This window comes from Demequina lutea (assembly GCF_013409005.1).
In the GTDB taxonomy this organism is placed as follows: Bacteria; Actinomycetota; Actinomycetes; order Actinomycetales; family Demequinaceae; genus Demequina; species Demequina lutea.
In genome coordinates, this window is the sequence record NZ_JACBZO010000001.1 from 1806507 (window position 1) to 1826158 (window position 19652).

The 19652-nt window shown below is 65.4% G+C and carries 14 protein-coding genes; 9 read left to right on the forward strand and 5 right to left on the reverse strand.

Going from position 1 to position 19652, the window contains the following annotated elements; genetic code table 11:
* The first annotated feature begins 116 nt into the window (after positions 1–116).
* From BKA03_RS08780 to BKA03_RS08790, 3 genes are all read left to right on the forward strand, one after another.
* Entirely contained in the window at positions 117–1166 is a 1050-nt protein-coding gene (locus tag BKA03_RS08780; protein WP_179398016.1) for an NAD-dependent epimerase/dehydratase family protein, read from the forward strand.
* A 48-nt stretch (positions 1167–1214) separates the two neighbouring features.
* On the forward strand, positions 1215–1973 hold the full coding sequence (locus tag BKA03_RS08785; protein WP_179398017.1) for a hypothetical protein: 759 nt from the start codon (positions 1215–1217) through the stop codon (positions 1971–1973).
* A 166-nt stretch (positions 1974–2139) separates the two neighbouring features.
* Positions 2140–3192: an NAD-dependent epimerase/dehydratase family protein gene (locus tag BKA03_RS08790; RefSeq protein WP_218856014.1), complete on the forward strand. Its 1053-nt coding sequence runs from the start codon at positions 2140–2142 to the stop codon at positions 3190–3192.
* A 23-nt stretch (positions 3193–3215) separates the two neighbouring features.
* Here the strand turns inward: BKA03_RS08790 and tal are convergent, their stop codons facing one another.
* The gene (gene tal, locus BKA03_RS08795; protein ID WP_179398018.1) at positions 3216–4328 is read right to left on the reverse strand and encodes a transaldolase; all 1113 of its coding nucleotides are present in this window, start codon (positions 4326–4328) and stop codon (positions 3216–3218) included.
* 321 nt (positions 4329–4649) lie between these two features.
* On the opposite strand from tal, the gene zwf reads away from it, so the two are divergent.
* The 4 genes from zwf (at position 4650) to BKA03_RS08815 (ending at position 9890) form a co-directional block, all read left to right on the forward strand.
* Positions 4650–6086: a glucose-6-phosphate dehydrogenase gene (zwf, locus tag BKA03_RS08800; RefSeq protein ID WP_179398019.1), complete on the forward strand. Its 1437-nt coding sequence runs from the start codon at positions 4650–4652 to the stop codon at positions 6084–6086.
* Entirely contained in the window at positions 6083–7126 is a 1044-nt protein-coding gene (gene gnd, locus BKA03_RS08805) for a phosphogluconate dehydrogenase (NAD(+)-dependent, decarboxylating) (protein ID WP_257020125.1), read from the forward strand. Before zwf ends, gnd begins: the two co-directional genes overlap by 4 nt.
* Positions 7127–7283: 157 nt before the next feature.
* On the forward strand, positions 7284–9197 hold the full coding sequence (locus tag BKA03_RS08810; protein ID WP_308477970.1) for a DUF4914 family protein: 1914 nt from the start codon (positions 7284–7286) through the stop codon (positions 9195–9197).
* Between the two features lie 36 nt (positions 9198–9233).
* Positions 9234–9890, forward strand: a complete 657-nt coding sequence (locus BKA03_RS08815; RefSeq protein WP_179398020.1) for a metal-dependent transcriptional regulator — start codon at positions 9234–9236, stop codon at positions 9888–9890.
* Here the strand turns inward: BKA03_RS08815 and BKA03_RS08820 are convergent.
* Positions 9868–11190 carry an Nramp family divalent metal transporter gene (locus BKA03_RS08820; RefSeq protein ID WP_179398176.1) on the reverse strand — a complete coding sequence of 441 codons (1323 nt, stop codon included), beginning with the start codon at positions 11188–11190 and terminating at the stop codon, positions 9868–9870. The genes BKA03_RS08815 and BKA03_RS08820 overlap by 23 nt on opposite strands.
* 79 nt (positions 11191–11269) lie before the next feature.
* Positions 11270–12730, reverse strand: coding sequence for a DEAD/DEAH box helicase (locus BKA03_RS08825; RefSeq protein WP_218856015.1), 1461 nt, complete (start codon positions 12728–12730; stop codon positions 11270–11272).
* 624 nt (positions 12731–13354) lie between these two features.
* Between BKA03_RS08825 and BKA03_RS08830 the strand changes: the two genes are divergently transcribed.
* On the forward strand, positions 13355–14452 hold the full coding sequence (locus tag BKA03_RS08830; protein ID WP_179398021.1) for a sensor domain-containing diguanylate cyclase: 1098 nt from the start codon (positions 13355–13357) through the stop codon (positions 14450–14452).
* A 152-nt stretch (positions 14453–14604) separates the two neighbouring features.
* On the opposite strand, the gene BKA03_RS08835 is transcribed toward BKA03_RS08830, so the two are convergent.
* Complete coding sequence (locus BKA03_RS08835; RefSeq protein ID WP_179398022.1) at positions 14605–15702, reverse strand: Rv2578c family radical SAM protein; 1098 nt, start codon at positions 15700–15702, stop codon at positions 14605–14607.
* Between the two features lie 219 nt (positions 15703–15921).
* Between BKA03_RS08835 and BKA03_RS08840 the strand changes: the two genes are divergently transcribed.
* Positions 15922–18633, forward strand: coding sequence for a cation-translocating P-type ATPase (locus tag BKA03_RS08840; RefSeq protein ID WP_218856016.1), 2712 nt, complete (start codon positions 15922–15924; stop codon positions 18631–18633).
* On the opposite strand, the gene BKA03_RS08845 is transcribed toward BKA03_RS08840, so the two are convergent.
* Positions 18630–19631 (reverse strand): magnesium and cobalt transport protein CorA, encoded by a 1002-nt coding sequence (locus BKA03_RS08845; RefSeq protein WP_179398024.1) that lies wholly within the window; start codon positions 19629–19631, stop codon positions 18630–18632. The two genes, BKA03_RS08840 and BKA03_RS08845, sit on opposite strands and share 4 nt — an antisense overlap.
* Positions 19632–19652: the final 21 nt, after the last annotated feature.

The following is a 19652-nucleotide window of genomic DNA, read 5'->3' on the forward strand; positions in this document are numbered from 1 at the left end:
GCGGGTGATCGCGACGCGGCGGGCGGCTCGGGGCTCGTCGCCCAGGACGGATTCCTCGACTCTATCCGAGCGGTCGGCCGCGAGCGCCATCGTCGCCCCCAAAGTACGATCGCGTCATGCGCATCCTGATCGTCGGCGGCACCGGACTCATCTCATCGGCCTTCGCTCGCGAGTGCGAAGATCGCGACGACGACCTCACCCTGATCACCAGGGGCGTGCACGGCTCGGCGGGCACCCCCGCATCGTCGAAGGTCATTCACGCCGACGCGACGGACGCCGGGGCCCTGCGCTCGGCGCTGCAGGGTGCGCGACTGCGCCGCGAAAGGTGGGACGCGGTGGTCCAGTTCGTGGCCTTTGCACCCGAGCGAGTCGCTGAAGATGTCGTGACGTTTGCGCCGCTCACCGACCGGTACGTCCTCATTGCGACCTCGGCCGCCTACACCACCGTCGAGCATTTCCAGATGCTGACGGAGGACACCCCTCTCGAGAACAACGAGTGGGACTACGCGCAAGCCAAGATCGCGTGCGAGGACGTCTTGCGCAATGACGCGCCTGCCGCGGGCCTCGACTTCACGATTGTGCGTCCCGCGCACACCTACGGTGACACCAAGATCCCCGCCTTCACGGGCAACTCGCGCCATCCATGGACCATCATTGACAGGATGCGCCGCGGCGCGGACATTCTGGTTCCAGGCGACGGCACCGCGCTGTGGACCGTCACCCACGCGTCGGATGTCGCCGCGGGCATCAGGGGCCTCCTGGACACCGACGCCTCGCGGGGACTCGCGGTTCACATCACGTCGGATACGGCGCTCACGTGGACCGGCATCTACCGCGCGCTCGCGCATGCGGCGGGGCTGAGCGACGCCCAATTCGAGTCCCAAGTGGTGCACGTACCGTCCGATGCACTCATCGCGGCCGTCCCTTCTCAGGCTGGTTCCATCAGAGGCGACAAGATGCATTGCGCCGTCTACGACACGTCGCTGCTGAGATCCCTGGTGCCCGGGTGGGAAGCGGAGACCACCTTCGCAGAGGGCATCGGGAATGCGATCAGAGCGTTCGAGGCGCACCCCGAGTGGCAAACGATCGACGACGAGGCGAATGCCATGTTCGACAGGCTCGGCGCGATCTACCGAGGCGCCCTTCGTTCCGCGGCCATCGGCTGAGACGTATGCCCCATGGCGCGCCTTGTTGCGGTGTGGGAACCTGAGCGCATGCAGCGAATCAAGGGGGCCCTTGTGGTCCTTGTCGGCCTCACGCTTGGGGGATGCTCGGGCGCCTCCACCGCGAATACCGCTTCGAGCACGCCGACCTCGCTCCCGTCGGTGGCGGCCGCCGTGCCCTCTGCCACCCCATCCGATTCGGCCTCACCGACGCCCGTCCCATCGACTTCGGCGCCCGCCACCACACAGACCACACACACCGCGCCCCCTGTCACCGCTCAAGGCGACCCTTGCACCGATCCGAGCGTCAGCTTCGATGGGCTCGCAGGCATCGACTTCGATCGCTACGCGAAGATATGTCTCGGCATGTCGTTCGCCGCAGCGTCGGCCGCGATGCCAGGGCCGCCCGTCAACGGCGAATCGGTGTGCCCGTGGTACGCCCTATTGCTCACGGTCCAGGATCCCGGGCTGTATGTGGCTGCTATCACGCGACCCGACAATCCCGGCGCCGCGATCTCCATGTTCCGCATGACGTGGGAGGGAGACCCTGCTGCGGCCGCAGCCTTCGGGGCCCCCAAAACGGTGAAGGGCATCTCCGTCGGTTCGACGACGGCCGAGGTAACCACGGCGTATCCCGCCGCGACAGCCATCTCCATCAATGACATCGCGCGAGGTGCGAGAACTCAACTCGTTGTCGCCGGCCCCGGCGGCACCTCTCTCGTCTTCGACGTGACCTCGGGCATGGTGAGCGACATGTACTGGGGCACGGGCATTTCACAAGGCGTCAGCGGCGAACTCTGCAACGCGTGACGGCCCGCCACGTCCCTCCGTCGCTCTCGAGGCATCCATAGGGAAGCGAGAGTGAGATAACTCCTCGCAGCGGTTGAATCGCTTCACTCGACGCCCAAGATGAGGTACAGTACCGGGATCGTCGAATCGTTTCGATGGATTGCCAAACGGACTGAGGGAGCCCGCTGTGCGCGTGTTGTTTGTCGGGGGAACAGGATTGATTTCTTCGGCGGTGTCGCCGCTCGTCGTGTCGCGAGGACACGACCTCACCCTGATCAATAGGGGCACATCGCTCAAGGCCAACGCCCCAGAAGGTGCGCGCACCATCGTGGCCGACGTCAACGACACCGAGGCGTTCCGTGCGGCGATCAAGGCGGACGTGGCAGCCCACGGTGAATACGACTCCGTGGTCCAGTGGATCGGTTTCGACCCCGACCACATCAGCCGCGACATCGAGACGTTCTCGGGGATCACCAAGCAGTATGTCTTTATCTCGTCCGCGTCGGCTTACGAGACCCCTCCCGGCTTCTACATCACGCACGAAGACTCGACACCTCTGACCAACCCTTACTGGAAGTACAGCAGGGACAAGGCCGAATCGGAGGCGCGACTCCGCGTCGCCTACGGCGAAACCGGCTTCCCGTACACCGTTGTGCGGCCGTCACACACGTACGCGCGAACCGACATCCCCGCCGCGATCAACTCGTGGACGCACCCGTGGACCGTCGTCGACCGCATGGAGCGCGGCGCACCGATCCTCATGCATGGAGACGGCACGAGCCTGTGGACCGTGACGGATCACAGGGACTTCGCGTTCGCCTTCGTCGGTCTCTTGGGCAACGAGAAGGCGATCGCGGACGAGTTCCACATCACGTCGGACGACGTCTTGAGTTGGAATCAGATCAACGCGGCCATCGCGAGCGCCGCAGGCCTCGATCCCGAGCGCGTTTACGAGCAGACCGTGTTTATCCCCACCGATCTCCTCGTCCGTTTCGACAGAGAAGCCTTCGAGGGCCCCATCAAGGGCGACAAGGCGAATGCCGCAATCTTCGACAACTCCAAGGTGCGCTCGCTTGTCCCCGGCTACCGCCCGCAGCACCGCTTCGAAGACTCGATCCACGAGTCGATCGAGTGGTTCATGGAGAAGCCGGAGCGGCGCAGCGTCGACGCCGCAGCCAACGCCCTGTACGACGATGTTTCCGCGCGCTTCCTTCGCGGCGTAGGAACAATGTTCTCGTAGCGCTGCTTGCGCTTCCTTGAGTTCTACCGCTTCATCGCCGAGGCGACGTAGTCGAGAAGCTTCTCCCACGCCTCGACAAATGATTGGACGCCTTCGTCCTCGAGCTGCTTGGTGACGGCATCGATGGACACTCCCGCATCCTCGACGGCCTTGATCGCCGCCCTCGCCGCGTCGTACGTTCCCGTGACGGTGTCCCAGTCGCCCTCGTGAACAGCGCCGTGGTCGGCCTCGGCTTCCAGCGTTCCCATGGGCATCGTGTTCACGACGCCGCGGGTCACCAACTCATCCACATACATGGTGTCTGGGTAGTCGGGGTTCTTTACCGAAGTCGACGCCCACAACGGGCGCTGCGGCTGGGCGCCCTCCTTCTCAAGCGCCAGGTATCGGGCGCCGGCCAACGTGTGCTCGTGGATCTCCATGGCGAGCCTCGCGTTGGCGACCGCGGCTTTGCCACGTACGGGGCTCCCGTCCCCGAGGGCCTTGTCGACCTTTGTGTCGACCCTGCTCACGAAGAATGAGGCAACGGAACGGATCGAGGAGAGGTCAATTCCCGCCTTGTGAGCCTGCTCCAGGCCGGAAAGGTAAGCGTCGATGACCTCGCGGTAGCGGTCGAGGGCGAAGATGAGGGTCACGTTGACGCTGATTCCCTCGGCGATCGCCGCGGTAATGGCCGGAAGGCCCTCGCGCGTCGCCGGGATCTTGATCATGACGTTGGGTCGGTCAACGAGCCACCACAGTTGACGGGCCTCCGCGATGGTCGCGGCCGTATTGCGCGCAAGACGAGGGTCGACCTCGATCGAAACCCGACCGTCCATGCCGCCCGACGCATCGTAAGCGGGACGCAACACATCGCAAGCGTCGCGAACATCGGCCGTGGTAATCATCCGTACGGCCTCGTCCACGGACACGCCGCGCTCGGCGAGGTCGCTGATCTGGTCGTCGTACATGTCAGAGCCCGAGACGGCCTTGGCGAAGATGCTGGGGTTGGTCGTGACTCCGACGACGTTTCGTTCGGCGACGTCCGCGGTGAGCGCTCCCGAACGAAGCCTGTCCCTGCCCAATTCGTCGAGCCAGATTGACACTCCCGCTGCGGCGAGCGCTTGGAGGGGAGAGTTCTTCAGTGTTGCAGTGGCCATCGCGTGCTCCTTTGATCGACAAAGATTGATCGACGGAGGGCGTGTCATCGAGATTCCGCGAGTGGTTCCCGCGGCCGTCCGGTAAACCGCTATCCGGCTAGCCCTTCGCTTCGGCAACGAACGACACCAGCCATTCGATTCCTGCGCCCCCAAGCCTGACCCAGATCATGCCTCGGGCGAAACTGGTAGCGAGCACTTCGTGGAGCGGCCTACTGTCGAATGGTGGGCGCCTGACGCCCCGAGCCGTGTCCCCAACAGCGCTTGTACCCAAGAGCGCTACCCAAGCGCGTCGCTCCCCGAGCACGCCTCGAAAGGAGGACCATGAGCACCACCAACGTTCATGCAGATGCATTTGTTTTCTTTGGTGCGAGCGGCGATCTCGCTCGCAAACAGATCTTCCCCGCTCTGCACGCCATGGTCGCGGCGGGAGAACTCGACGTCCCTGTGGTCGGCGTGGCTCACTCCGGGTGGACGGTTGACGACCTGCGCGACCGGGCAAAGGAGTCGTGTCTGGAAAACGGTATGAAGGACGACGCCGACCTCAAGAAGCTGCTCAAGCTTCTGGACTACGTCGACGGCGACTACAAGGACGCCGGGACCTTCGACGCGCTCAAGAAGGCGCTCAAGGGCGCCTCCAGGCCGACACACTATCTCGCCATCCCGCCCTCACTCTTTGGAACCGTCATTGACGGCCTGCGCGGCACGGGCCTTCACAAGGACGCCCGCGTAATCGTGGAGAAGCCCTTCGGTCGCGACCTCGCCTCCGCCGGAAAGCTCGACGAGTTGGTCGACAGGGCATTCCCCGAGGATGCGATCTTCCGCATCGATCACTACCTCGGCAAGGACGAGATCATGAACCTGTTGTACTTCAGGTTCGCGAATTCGATCTTTGAGCCAGTGTGGAATCGCGATCACATCGACCACATCGAGATCACCGTTGCCGAGGACTTTGGCGTACAGGGACGCGGCGCGTTTTACGAGTCCGCGGGCGCACTGCGAGACGTCGTCGAGAACCACATCTTCCAGGTGGTCGCGCTGCTCGGCATGGAACCCCCCTCCTACCAGGGCTATGAAGCGGTGCAGCAGGCCAAGGAGTCGGTGTTCCGCGCCATGCGGCCGCTCGCGCGCGAAGACCTGGTGCGTGGGCAATTCGACGGATACAAGGACGAAGAGGGAGTGGCCGCCGATTCGGACGTCGAGACCTTCGCAGCCGTGCGCCTCTACATCGACTCGTGGCGCTGGTCGGGGGTGCCGTGGCTCCTGCGGACCGGCAAGAAGCTTGCCGTCACGGCCGGCGAGGTCGTCGTGTTCTTCAAGCGACCCCCCCAAGTCCTGTTCGAGGACGCCGAGGCGGACAAGACCCCGAATTACCTGCGCTTTCGACTATCGCCCATTTCAGAAATCGCACTGGCGGCCCGAGTGAAGACACCGGGCCAGGAATTCACTGGCACCCAGCAGGAGTTTGTGCTTCACACCGAGAGCCCGCTCGAGCGCGCGCCCTATGAACGGCTGCTGTCCGACGCCATGAAGGGCGACAAGGCACTGTTCACGTCCCGGGGCTCGGTCGAGGCGGCATGGCGAGTCGTCAATGACGTCCTCACCGACCACGCCGCGGCATTGCCGTACGCCCCAGGAACCTGGGGCCCCAAAGCTGCGGACGCCCTCGCGGCTGACTGGGGCGGCTGGCGCGAACCGGTCGACGACAAAGAGATAGCGGGCTCCCCATCAGGCACCACCACAACCCAGGAGAAGTCATGACAACAGACACGCCCATGCAAATCGGCATGGTGGGACTCGGTCGTATGGGAACAGGCCTTTCCAGGCGCCTCATGAAGGATGGCCACACCGTCGCCGTCAACGACGTGAGCACCGATGCCGTCGACAAACTTGCGAAGGAGGGCGCGGTTCCGGTTCACGAGCTTGCAGGCTTCGCGTCGGCCCTCGACGCTCCCCGCACGGTGTGGGTCATGGTCCCCGCAGGGCAGATCACGGACCACGTGATCGCGGCACTATCCGACGTGCTCTCTCCCGGCGACACCATCATCGACGGAGGCAACACCTACTACCGCGACGACTTGCGGCACGCGACTGAACTCGTCGAAGCCGGCATCGGCCTGATCGATGTCGGCACATCGGGCGGCGTGTGGGGTTTCGAGCGCGGATTCAGCCTCATGATCGGCGGAAACGACGCCGACGTGGAACGCCTCACCCCGATCTTCCGCACGATCGCCCCCGGAATCGACGCCGAGGAACGCACTCCCGGAAAGTCCGGCGACCCGCTGCCTGGCGAGGAGGGATGGCTTCACTGCGGGCCCAGCGGTTCCGGTCACTTCGTCAAGATGGTCCACAACGGGATCGAGTATGGACTGATGGCGGCGTACGCGGAGGGCCTTAATGTGCTCAAGAACGCGAATGCGGGCAACCGCGAGGTGACCGCCAATGCCGAGACGGCACCCATGTCGAACCCGGAGTTCTACCAATACGACATCGACACCGCACAGGTGGCCGAGGTGTGGCGCCGCGGCTCCGTGATTCAGTCGTGGCTGCTCGACCTGACCGCAGAGGCTCTCAGCACGTCGCCCGACCTCGAGGAGTTCTCCGGCCACGTTTCGGATTCCGGCGAGGGCAGGTGGACATCGATCGCCGCGATCGACGAGGGCGTACCCACTCCCGTGCTGACCACAGCGCTGTACTCGCGCTTCGCGTCCCGAGACCTGGACATCTTCTCCGAGAAGGTCCTCAGCGCGATGCGCAAGGGCTTCGGCGGCCACGCGGAAAGCAAGCCCACCGGGGAGTAATCCACTCCACCGCTGGGCACCGGTTCAGCTCCTTCTGGTTTTGCCTTTTGCTCTCAGCGAGACAAACGTCCCGCCTCATGGCGCACATGCAACGGCAAAATTTGGGTAAAGTTCGGGTTCGGGTACTTTTGCGTGCCCGCGTTCCAAGGGAGCACATGTGAGCACCACCGCCGAGTCCGCAGTCCCGCTCTTTGTCGACATGCCGGCGTCCGTGCGCGCGGCCATCGCGGCGAGTCCTCGTGTGGTGATCCCCGCCACGCGGGCGGAGCTCTATCAGCTCGCTCTCGGCCCCGAGGGCGGGCCAGTCTTCTCGGTCGACTACGAGGCCAATGGCGAGACGGTCACCGAGGCCACCGTGACGCGGTGTCGCAACGGCATCGCAGTCAACTACCCCGAGGACTACATGCGCAGGCGCGACCCTCGCTGCATGCTCATCGCGGACGAACGCCCCACGAACAAGGACCGCTACATCGACCGCTTCGGAGAGAGCTTCGACCGGGTCAAGCAAGAGACGCTCGATTGGCTTGCCACTCAGGAGCTCGTGGTCGTTCCCTTCAAGGCGGGAGGACTCACTTTCGGCTCGCCCTCGCTCGCGGTCATGCCGCTCAACTCGGCGTTCTTCGCGCTGACCCTCGTTGACCTCCAGGGCTGGGTCACGTTCGAGGAACTCGGCGAGTACACGCCGCGCTCGATCCTGTACGTCGCTCCCCCGTTCCGCCAGACGCACTACGAAGGCAAGCAGGTTGTCGTCCACGACCGCAGCGAGACCTTGCACGAGATTTTCGCCTACAACTTGTACCCGGGCCCGAGCGCCAAGAAGGGCGTGTTCTCCGTCCTGCTCGACATCGGCGAACAAGAGGGCTGGATCACCGCCCACGCCTCGAGCGTCCGCGTCACCACGCCATACGACAACGAGACGATCGTCATGCACGAGGGCGCCTCCGGCGGAGGAAAGTCCGAGATGTGCCAGGACCTGCGACGCGAGGATGACGGCCGCATCCTGCTGGGGATGAATGTCATCACACGCGAGCCGTACTACATCACGCTCAGCGAGACCTGTGAGCTCAGCCCGGTCACCGACGACATGACCCTGTGCCACCCAGCGGTACAGACCGGGGACGGCCGCATGGTTGTGGCCGATGCCGAGGACGGCTGGTTCGTGCGGGTCGACAACCTCCGTCAGTACGGCGAGGACGTTCACTTCGAGCGCGCGGTGATCCACCCCAAGGAGCCGCTCGTGTTCTTCAACATGGACGGCGCCCCGGATGCCACGGTGCTGCCGTGGGAGCACACGCTCGACTCCAACGGAAAGCCGTGCCCCAACCCGCGCGTGGTGATCCCCCGCTCGAACATCGACAACATCATCAACACTCCAGAGTCGGTCGATGTGCGCACCTTTGGAGTACGCATGCCGGCGTGCACGAGCGACAAGCCCACGTACGGCATCATGGGCATGACCCACTTCGTGCCGCCGTCGATCGCCTGGTTGTGGCGCCTCATCGCGCCGCGCGGAGACAAGAACCCCTCGATCGGAGAGGCCGCCGACGCCGTCGAAAGGCTCGAGCACGGCGGCATGGTCGCAGAGGGCGTCGGCTCGTATTGGCCCTTCTCGACCGGAACCAAGGTCGATGCCGCGAACCTGCTGCTCCGCCAGATCATGGCCTACCCACGCACGCGCTACGTGCTCACGCCCAATCAGCACATCGGCGCCTACAAGGTGGGATTCTCTGCCGAGTGGCTGACGCGCGAGTGGCTCGCCCGTAAGGGTGGCGGCCGCATGCGCGCCAACCAGCTCGAGCCCGCCCGTTGCGCCCTCTTCGGCTACACGCCCACCGAGATCACGCTCGACGGCCAGCCGGTGCGCCGCACACTCCTGACACCAGAATTGCAGTCCGGAGTGGGCGTGACCGCTTACGACGCGGGTGCGGCGATTCTCGCGGGGTTCTTCAAGGCGGAGCTGCAGCAGTTCCTCACCGACGACATAGACCCGTTGGGCCGCCAGATCATCGAACTTTGCATGTCCGATGGGACGATCGAGGACTACGAGACCCTCACTCCGATGTTCCTGTAGCGTCGCGCGCCCATGGTGCCCGCCTACACTTGCGCCATGGCCGTCACCGACTTGAGCCAAGCAACCCAGGACTACCTCAAGTGCGTCTGGACGCTCCAAGAGTGGTCGGAGGGCGCGGTGTCGATGACGGCGCTCGCCGAACGCCTGGGAGTGCGCACCTCGACCGCATCGGACGGAATCAAGAAGCTCGTCGAGCAGGGCCTCGTCGAGCACATCGCGTACGGTGGCATCACCCTCACGCACGCGGGTCGCGCGCACGCCATCGCCATGGTCAGGCGCCATCGCCTGCTCGAGACGTACCTGGTAAGCGCCTTGGGTTACGGCTGGGACGAGGTCCATGACGAGGCGGAGGTCCTTGAGCACGCGGTGTCTGATCGCATGCTGGACGCGATTGACACGCTTCTGGGTCACCCCACGCGAGACCCGCATGGCGACCCCATCCCATCAGCGGGCGGAGATGCCCACCTGCCCGATGCGGTCACGCTCGCGCAGGCGGCGCCGGGAATGGCCACCGTGGTACGCGTCTCCGATGCGGATCCCGAAAGGCTGCGGCGCTTCGCTCAGGCGGGAATTGTGCCGGACGTGCCGGTTGAGGTCGCGCATGCCGGAGAAGCGCGCGTGGGTGAGACGACGATCGCGTTGAAGTCTGACGACGCGGCGGCCGTGTGGGTCACCACAGCCCAGCAAAGGTAATGCCCAGGAGCGCCACATTGAGCGCCAGGATCAGGCCCACCACCAGCCACGAGACGGAACGCAGCACCACTGCCGTGGCGTGCCCTCCCATGACTTCGCGAGAGGACGTGAGCCTCACGAGCGGGATGAGGGCAAACGGGATTCCGAGGCTCAATACCACCTGACTGATCACGAGCGCTTGCGTGGGATTGGTACCGATACTGAGCACGATGAGCGCGGGCACCAGGGTGACGAGGCGCCGCACCAGCAAAGGAATGCGTCGCTTGATGAGCCCCCCCATCACCATCGCGCCCGCGTATGCTCCCACCGACGTGGAGGCAAGCCCCGACGCCAAGAGGCCGATGGCGAAGATGACGCCGATCGCCGGACCGAGTGCGACGACGATCGCGTGGTGCGCGCCCGCGATGGTGTCGGTCCCCGCAACTCCCCGCAGAGAGCCCGCGGCGAGCAACAGCATGGCGATGTTCACCGAACCAGCGATCACGAGCGACCACATCACATCGATCTTCGTGGCACGCAGCAAACGGGGAAGGCGGGCAAGGTGCGCGATCGCGGCTTCCGCATCCGCTTCGGCCGCTACTCCCGGACCCTTGAAATCGTCCGGTCGTCGATTCTCCGTGCCGAAGGATGGCAAGTGACGGTCACGCGCCAACGCAGAGTGCAGGTAGATGGCATGCGGCATCACGGTGGCACCCAGCATCGATGCCGCGAGCACCACGGTGCCGGAACCCGCGAATTGCGGCAGTAGTCCGCCCGCGGCGCCAACCCAATCGACGGGGCTCACGAACAATCCCGCGAGAAAGCCGAATGCGATGACTGCGAGGAGCCCCATGATGACGAATTCAAAGGGCTGCTGCCCCCGTCGCGATTGGACGGAAAGAAGCACCATCGAGACTGCGCCGGTGATGACGCCGCCCCACACGAGAGGGAGATGAAACAGCAGGCCGAGGGCGATCGCTCCGCCCACGACCTCTGCCACATCCGTCGCCGCCGCTACCACCTCGGCCTGTAGCCAGAAGGAGAGCCGCTTCCCGCGCCCCATGCGCACGGCCAGCAGTTCGGGAAGCGACCGCCCGGTCACCAGACCGAGCTTGGCGCTCAGATATTGGACGAGCACGGCCATGGCGTTTGAAGCCACCAGCACCCACACAAGCAGGTAGCCGTACTGCGCGCCGGCCGTGAGATTTGCGGCGACGTTGCCGGGGTCTACGTAGGCGATCGACGCCACAAAGGCGGGGCCAAGCAGGCGCCACAGGCCACGCTCAGGGTGGGTCTTCGCCCGCTGAAACACCGGCGCCATCGCAATGTTCGGCACACCGAACAATCTAGCACCGGCGGGCGTCGCGCCCTTGTGACGGGCGCGACGTGCCGGTAGCTAGTTAGCGCGAACGACGGTTGGACGTGCCGCTCGACGAGAACGATGCGGCACTCGCGTAGCCGTTGCCCGTGCGACCGTTCCTCGGTGAAGCAGAGCGCGGTGCACTGGAGCGCGGTGCACTGGAGCGCGGTGCACTGGAATGCTGTCCGTGCTCACCCTCGGGACGCGAGTGGCGTTCCTGACCGGCGCGGCCCTGGCCGCGGCGTTGGCCCTGGCCCTGACCCTGACGCGGCCCGGCGCCCCGACGCGGACCCGGGTTGCTCGTACGAATGGCGACCTCGGCCGGACGCACGTATGCGGCAACCTCGCCAACGAGAGACTTCACTTGAGACGAGTCCGCGCTCACGGCCTGCGGACGCACCTGGATGTTTGCCCTCTTCATGAGCTGCTCGGTTTCGCGACGCTGCTCGGGAAGTACCACGGTGACCACGTCGCCGGCGGAGCCTGCGCGGGCCGTACGGCCCGAACGGTGCAGGTACGCCTTGTGCTCGGCCGGCGGGTCAACGTGGACAACGAGCTCGACGTTGTCGACGTGCACGCCACGGGCGGCAACGTCGGTGGCAACGAGCACACGGTGCGAGTCGCCCTGGAAGAGCGCGAGGTTGCGGTCCCGCTGGCCCTGAGAGAGGTTGCCGTGCAGGTCAACAGACGGGATTCCCGCCTCATTGAGTTGCTTGGCAAGCTTCTTGGCCTGGTGCTTGGTGCGCATGAAGAGGATGCGGCGGCCTGTTCCGGACGCGAGAGCCTGGACTACCTGACGCTTGGCGTCGACGCCCGACACGTGAAAGACATGGTGTGTCATCGCTTCGACGTGGCTGTCGACCTCGTCGACCGAGTGGGTGATCGGCGCGTCGAGGAAGCGGCGCACCAATTTGTCGACGCCGTTGTCAAGCGTCGCGGAGAACAGCAGACGCTGCCCGCGCTTGGGCGTCGCCTCCATGATGCGAGTGACACCCGGAAGGAAGCCGAGGTCGGCCATGTGGTCGGCCTCGTCAAGCACGGTGATCTCGACGGCGTCGAGAGTCACGTGGCGCTGCTTCATGAGGTCCTCGAGGCGGCCTGGGCAGGCCACGACGATGTCGACGCCTGCACGCAGGGCGCGCTCCTGGCGCTGCTGGCTCACTCCACCGAAGATCGTGGCGGTCGTGAGCCCGTAGGCCTTCGCGAGCGGCGCGATGACGGCGTCGATTTGGGTGGCGAGCTCACGCGTCGGCGCAAGCACCAAGGCGCGGGGGTGACCGGGCCGAGACTTGCCGCCGCTGCGACCAAGGCGCGCGACCATCGGCAATGCGAACGCGAGCGTCTTACCCGAGCCCGTCTTGCCGCGGCCGAGCACGTCACGGCCTGCGAGAGTGTCAGGAAGGGTGTCCTCCTGGATGGGGAACGCCTTGGACTTACCTTCGCGTTCGAGCACGTCGGTGAGTTGAATGGGAACGCCGAGTTCGGCGAAAGAGCTAGACAAGGGGATGGTGCCTTTCGGGCATCGTGCCGGGCGCGCATGCGCGCAAACCGTGACTGTCACGGCACCGGCAGTGGTGGCGAATCGCGAAGGTGTTCGCGCTCGTTCGCCGAAGAGAAATTCTACGAGCCGCGCTACCACAAGGGCTGATGCGCTGACGAGAAGGAGAAGCAATCTGCGACGCAGGAGGACCGGGGTGGCCCTGCAAGTACTCCCCAGGGTATCAGGTCAAGCGGATTCCATGAAGTGTGTTCGCTCTTGGGCGCGCCAGAACCCCCGCCCGGGCAGCGCTGCGCGGCTCCACCGCGATGCCCGGAAAGAGCGTCCGCATGGCACTTTTGACCGTCCTTAGCTTCACGCTGCCCTTCCTCGTGCCCGGCCCGGCGCTCATCGCGACGCTTCGACGCGGCGGCTTGCGCTTCCTCGGTTTACATGCGGACAGCCGCAGAATTTCACGAAAATCTTGCCCCAATTCGGACGAAGGCCCCAGTCCCCGCGATGCTTGGAATAGAGGAACACGCCGGATGTGTTTCACTTTCCTGAAAAGGGACCGATGACAATGGGGAGAAAGTTCGCCCGTTGATGCCCTTCTTACTGCAAGGATCTCTGGCGGAAGGAGTCGAGCAATTGCACAAACGCGACTATCCTAGGCCCTCCAACGAGGCCGCGAGACAGGCGGCCCTTGAGCGCTACCAAGTGCTCAACTCGCCGCCAGAGCGCTTCTACGACGACGCCGCGACGTTGGCGGCGGCCGTCTGCGGAACCCCCATCGCGATGGTGTCGCTCATTGACAACGACCGCCAGTGGTACAAGGCCAAGGTGGGCGTCGACACGACCGAGACTCACCGGAGGGACGCGTTCTGCGCACACGCGATCATGACTCCCAACGCGCCACTCGTCGTGAATGACGCCTTGGTCGACGAACGATTCAAGGACAGCGCACTGGTCACCGCAAATCCGCATATTCGCTTCTACGCAGGATCGCCGTTGGTCACACCGGAGGGCCATGCGCTTGGCACACTGTGCGTCATCGACACCATCCCGCGCGATATCACCGCAGCCCAGTTGGCCGCGCTTGAGGCGCTGTCACGGACCGTCGCATCCCATCTGGAGCAACGTCGCCACATTGCCGACCTCGAGCGCCTCATGCTCGAGAAGGCCGCCCATGTTGACGCACTCGAGCAACACCGTCTAGCACTCGAGGAAGCCACGACAAGGTATAGGGAAGAATCTCTAATCGACCCCGTCACGAACGGTCCGAACAGGCGCGCGTGCGAGCTTCGCCTCGTGGAAGAACACCAACGCACCGTTCGCTATGGGGCCCCGTACGCGCTGCTGATGATTGACATCGACAACTTCAAGGACGTCAACGACCTGCACGGGCACAGCCAAGGCGACGCCGTGTTAGCCGCAGCGTGCACGCTCGTGCGAACGTGTCTGAGGCCCAACGACTTTGTGGGAAGGCTCGGCGGCGACGAGTTCGTGGCAATCCTGCCTGGCACGAATGCACGCGGCGCACAGGTCATCGCCGAGAGGATGCGGCGCGCGATCTACAACGCCTCTTGGGCCACCGCTTTTCCCGTCACGGTCAGCATCGGGATCGCGTGCTGGAAAGGCGCGGATGACGAGGCCGAGGACATTCTCGCCCGCTCTGACGAGGCGCTGTATCTGGCCAAGTCCGCTGGGCGCAACGCGGTGTCCGGCCCGCGCACCTCCCTCTTGTAGGAGTCACCGCACCCCTAGGAGTTGCACCCATCTTTTAGGAATCGGAGCGACCGGGGGCCGCCGACCGTTGAGGCCGATACCGGTTATCCCATACGACCGACGCACCCACGCGGCGGCACGAAGCCTCGCAGTCGCCCGAGTGCGGAGCGCCGTCAGAAGAGCGCCGACTCCGACGCAGCAGCCGCCTGCACTTGCATTGCCGCCTGCGCCTGCGACGCCACGCGCGCCCTCCGCCACTCGCCGTTCCCGTCTCGAGCCTCGGCCCTTGCGGTTCCGCTGCCGGGCACCGCGTCCGCCTCTGCCTGAGCGAGGCCGTGTGCTGCAATGAGCGGCCTGATGACCGAGGCGAGGTGACGGCGGTAATCCTTGGGGGCGTAGGCGCCGTCGCCGTAGAGCCGACGGTATCGCGGCGTGAGGTCGGGACGGTAAGTGTTGAGCCACCGTGCGAACCACTCCTTCACGCCGGGCCGCAGATGCAGGCTCGAGTAGGTGACTTGCGTGGCACCCGCGGCCTTGATCCGAGCCAGGGCGGCGTCGAGGTGCGCCTCGCCGTCGGTGAGGAACGGCAGGATCGGCATCATGAACACGGACACCCGGAAACCGGCGTCAGCGGCGGCGGCAACCGTGGACAGCCGCGCGGCGGTCGTGGGGGTTCCCGGTTCCATCGTTGACTGCAGATCGTCATCGAATATCGCTATCGACATGGCCAACTGGATGTCGACCGACCGCGCCGCGTCCACAAGGAGCGGCAGGTCCCTGCGCAACAAGGTGCCCTTGGTGAGGATCGAGAACGGCGTTCGTGCCTCGGCGAGCGCAGAGATGATCCCCGGCATCAGCCGATAACGCCCCTCCGCTCGCTGATACGGATCCGTGTTGGTACCTAGCGCCACGTGCTCCCCCGCCCAGGAGGGCCTGGCAAGATCGCGCCTGAGCACCTCGGCCACGTTGACCTTCACGATCACCTGGGTGTCGAAGTCCGTGCCCGCATCGAGCTCGAGGTATCGGTGGCTGGGCCTGGCGAAGCAATACACACACGCATGCGAACAGCCCCGATAGGGGTTGATGGTCCACCCGAACGGCACGGGCCCGCCAGCCGGCACCTTGTTGAGGGCCGACTTGGCGGCGACCTCATGAAATGTGACCCCGGCGAACTCCGGGGTCTGCACCGAGCGGATCAGGTTGCTGATCTTGGCGAGGCCCGGCAGGGTGTCCGGCTCCGTCGCCTCGAGTGCCTGACCTTCCCATCGCATGCCACCATTCGAACACGTGTTCGATCCGAGGTCAAGGACGGCTCGCGCTGGGTGCCGAATGACGAAGTGGCGAAGCTCGGCGTGGGTGAAGCGCGGCCCCTCACTCGTTCAGGCAACGCACGCGCGGGGCGGGCTCTCCTCGCGCTAACGCGGCGTAGCCCGACGTCCCCTGCAATGCGACGCGTCCTAGACATACGATTGAGGATGATGGAATTAGGCTTGGCAGCCGATGTGTCCCTCCTCACCGCCGACGAGGTCGTTCGCCTGGCAGGCGCGGATACGACTTTCGGGCTTTCCAGCGAAGAGGCCGCAATCCGACTAGCCGCCGACGGCCCGAACTCGCTCACCGAGCGAAAGCGTGTGTCGTGGCAACGGCGTCTGCTCCTCCAATTTGCCGACCCGCTCGTCTACCTGCTGCTGGCGGCCTTCGCGGTCACGATCACGGTATGGCTCGTCGACGGCCGCGAAGGCGTCCCCTACGACTCGATCGTCATCGCCATCGTGGTGATCGCGAATGCGATCCTGGGGCTGGTTCAGGAGCGCCGCTCCGAGTCTGCGGTTGCCGCCCTTCAGCACATGAGCGCCGCGAGCGCCCTCGTCATGCGCAACGGCAACGCCCAGCGCATCCCGGCGGCAGGCGTCGTCAGGGGCGATCTGCTCCTGCTCGCCGAGGGCGACGCGGTAGCCGCCGATGCGCGCCTGGTGACCTCCGAGCTGCGCGTGGCCGAGGCCGTACTGACGGGCGAGAGCGCGCCTGCCCAAAAGCGAACGGAACCGCTCGAGGCACACGCGGAGGTCGCCGACCGCACATGCATGGTCTTCGCGGGCACGGCCGTCAGCCGGGGCACGGGTCGCGCCATCGTGACGGGCATCGGCATGGACACCGAGACGGGGCGCATCGCGCGCATGCTGGGCGAGACCGAGCCGGACCCCACCCCCCTGCAGCGCGAAATCGCACACCTGAGCCGCACGCTTGGGATCGCGGTAGTCGTCATCGCGGTGGTGGTGATCGGCACCGTATGGCTCACGTCTGACGTGACCACGCTTTCACAAGTCGTGAGCATCCTGCTGCTCGGCGTGGCGCTCGCGGTCGCCGCCGTGCCAGAGGGCCTGCCCGCCATCCTGTCCGTCGTCCTGTCGCTTGGTGTGAGGCGCATGGCGGATCACCACGCGATCGTGAAGGACCTGTCGTCGGTCGAGACTCTCGGGTCGGCCTCGGTCATCTGCACCGACAAGACGGGCACGCTGACGCTCAATCGCATGACCCTGATGACGGTGGCTACCGCTCACGGCCTCATGGACATCGCCGACGCAGCCGCCTCCCACCCCGGCGCCAGCCCGGAACTCACCGCTCTCATCAGGTCGAGTTGCGTGGCAAACGATGCGGTCGCCAACCCAGACGGAGGGGAGATCAATGGCGACCCGACGGACGTGGCATTCCTGGACGCAGAGCGGCTAATGAGCCTCGGCGGATCCGGGAACGCCTCCGAAAACCGGGTCGCGGGTGTGCCGTTCAGTGCGGCGCGCGCACGGATGTCGGCGGCGACGCAGGACGCCAGCGGCGAGCGCACTCTTCACGTGAAGGGTGGCCCCGAGGTCTTGCTGTCTCTATCCACGCGCATGCTCGTTGGCGAGACCCAGGTGCCCCTCGACGCGGCGGCCAGGGAGCGCGTGTTGGCGAACACTGCCACCTTGGCAGGTCGTGGCATGCGCACGCTCGGGGTCGCCTTCCGAACCTTGAGCGACGGCGAGGCCTGCGACGAGGCGGCAGAGCAAGACCTCACCTTTATCGGCGTGGCGGGGCTTGTGGACCCCTCGCGACCCGAGGCGCGCGACGCCGTGGCCGATGCCCAGCTCGCCGGAATCCGCATCGTCATGATCACGGGCGACCACCCGGCGACCGCCCTTGCCATCGCCCGAGACCTGGGCATCGCGGCGGACGAGACCGTACTGACGGGAGCGGAGTTGGCATCTATGAGCGATGCCGAGCTCGGCGAGGCGGTCGCCAATTGCGCGGTCTTCGCCAGGGTGGCCCCGGAGCTGAAGCTGCGGATCGTCGACGCATTTCAGGCCCGCGGCGAGGTAGTCGCCATGACGGGCGACGGCGTGAACGACGCGCCCGCACTTCGCAGCGCCGACATCGGCGTGGCGATGGGACTCGGCGGCACCGAGGTGGCACGCGAGGCCTCCAGCATGATCCTCGCGGACGACAACTTCACGACGATCGTGACGGCGGTTCGTGAGGGCCGCGGAATCCTCGACAACATCAAGCGATTCCTGCGCTACCTCCTGGCGTCCAACGCTGGCGAGGTGCTGGCTGTGTTCTTCGGAGTCGCCGGCGCTGGTGTGCTGGGGCTGTCAGGTCACGGCGAGGTGGTTGCGGTGCCGTTACTGGCCACCCAGATCCTGTGGATCAATTTGTTGACGGACTTGGGGCCTGCCCTCGCAATCGGCGCCGAGCCCTATGCGGCCGACCTGATGTCGCGCCAGCCGCGCAAGCCCACGGACAGGCTGATCGACGGTCGCATGTGGCGAGGAGTGGCGTTGACGGGCATCGTCATGGCGGTGGTGACGCTGGTTGCGCTCGACGCGTTCTTGCCTGGCGGCCTGATCGAGGGCTCCGAGTCGCTCGACACCGCTCGCACGGCGGCGTTCACGGTGCTAGTGCTCACACAACTGATGAACGCGTTCAGCGCTCGATCCGAGACCGTCAGTGTCGTGAAGAACCTGGCCACGAACCGATGGCTGTGGGGCGCGGTGACCCTGTCGGCGCTACTCCAGGTAGCCGTCGTCCATGTGCCGCTGCTCAACAGGGCGTTCTCGACGGCGCCGCTCAGTGTGAGTCAATGGGCGACGTGCGTGGCCCTATCCGCCGTGGTGCCGCTCGTGACCGAACTGCGTAAGTGGGGACTGAGGCGCAGGGGCGTTTAGATCCATTTGACGTGCTTGAACACCCCGAAGAGCACCCCACCAAGCGTCGCCATGAGGCCTAGAGCAAACGGGTAGCCCCACGCCCACGCGAGTTCCGGCATGTGGTGAAAGTTCATCCCGTAGATGGTGCCAACGAGCGAGGGCGCAAACAGGATTGCGGCCCAAGCGGAGATCTGCTTCGTCTGCTCGTTTTGGGCGAGGCTCGCCTCGGTCTGCCTTTGGGCGACGAGCGCCATGTGCGTGGACAGCGCGTTGTCGAGCAGCGAACGGAAGTTATCCACGCGATCCCCCACCCGGATCACGTGGTCATGCACGTCTCGGAACAGGCGGCGCAACTCGATGTCGGTCTCGTCGGTCGCGGCCAACAAGCGGAGTTCGTCGAGTACGCCGGCTAAGGGCTGCACCGCACGCTGGAAGCCTATGACTTCGCGGTGGAGCGCATAGATGCGCCTCGACACTTTCGCGGTGATCTCCTCGCCGAAGATCTGGTCTTCCACCTCGTCGATGTCGTTCTCCAGCCCAGCGACAACGGGTTCGTAGGAGTCGGCCACCTGGTCGAGCACGGCGTACAGGACGGCGCGTGGGCCAAGCTCCAGAAGCCGCGGCTCCTCCTCCAGCCTCGAGCGCACCGTACCAAGATCGGGCTCCTCGGCAAGCCGGACGGACACGACCGCCTTGGGCGTCACGAAGAGGTGGATCTCGCCAAACTCCACCGTCTCTGAGGATTCAAGGTACCTAGCCGAACGCACCACCAACGCAAGGTTCTCGTCGTAGCGTTCGAGCTTGGATCGCTGGTGGCCCTTCATGGCATCCTCGATCGCGAGGGCGTGCATCCCGAAGGCGGAGCCGACGCTTTCGAGCTCGTCGTCGCTCGGCCGCAAGAGGCCCACCCACGCGAATCCCGTCGACCGCTTGGCCCGCGAGACCGCGTCCTCAACACTCACCGCGTCGTGGACACGGGCGCCCTCGACATACACCGCGCAGTCGACAATGGCCATGACTCTCCTCAGGACACTTCG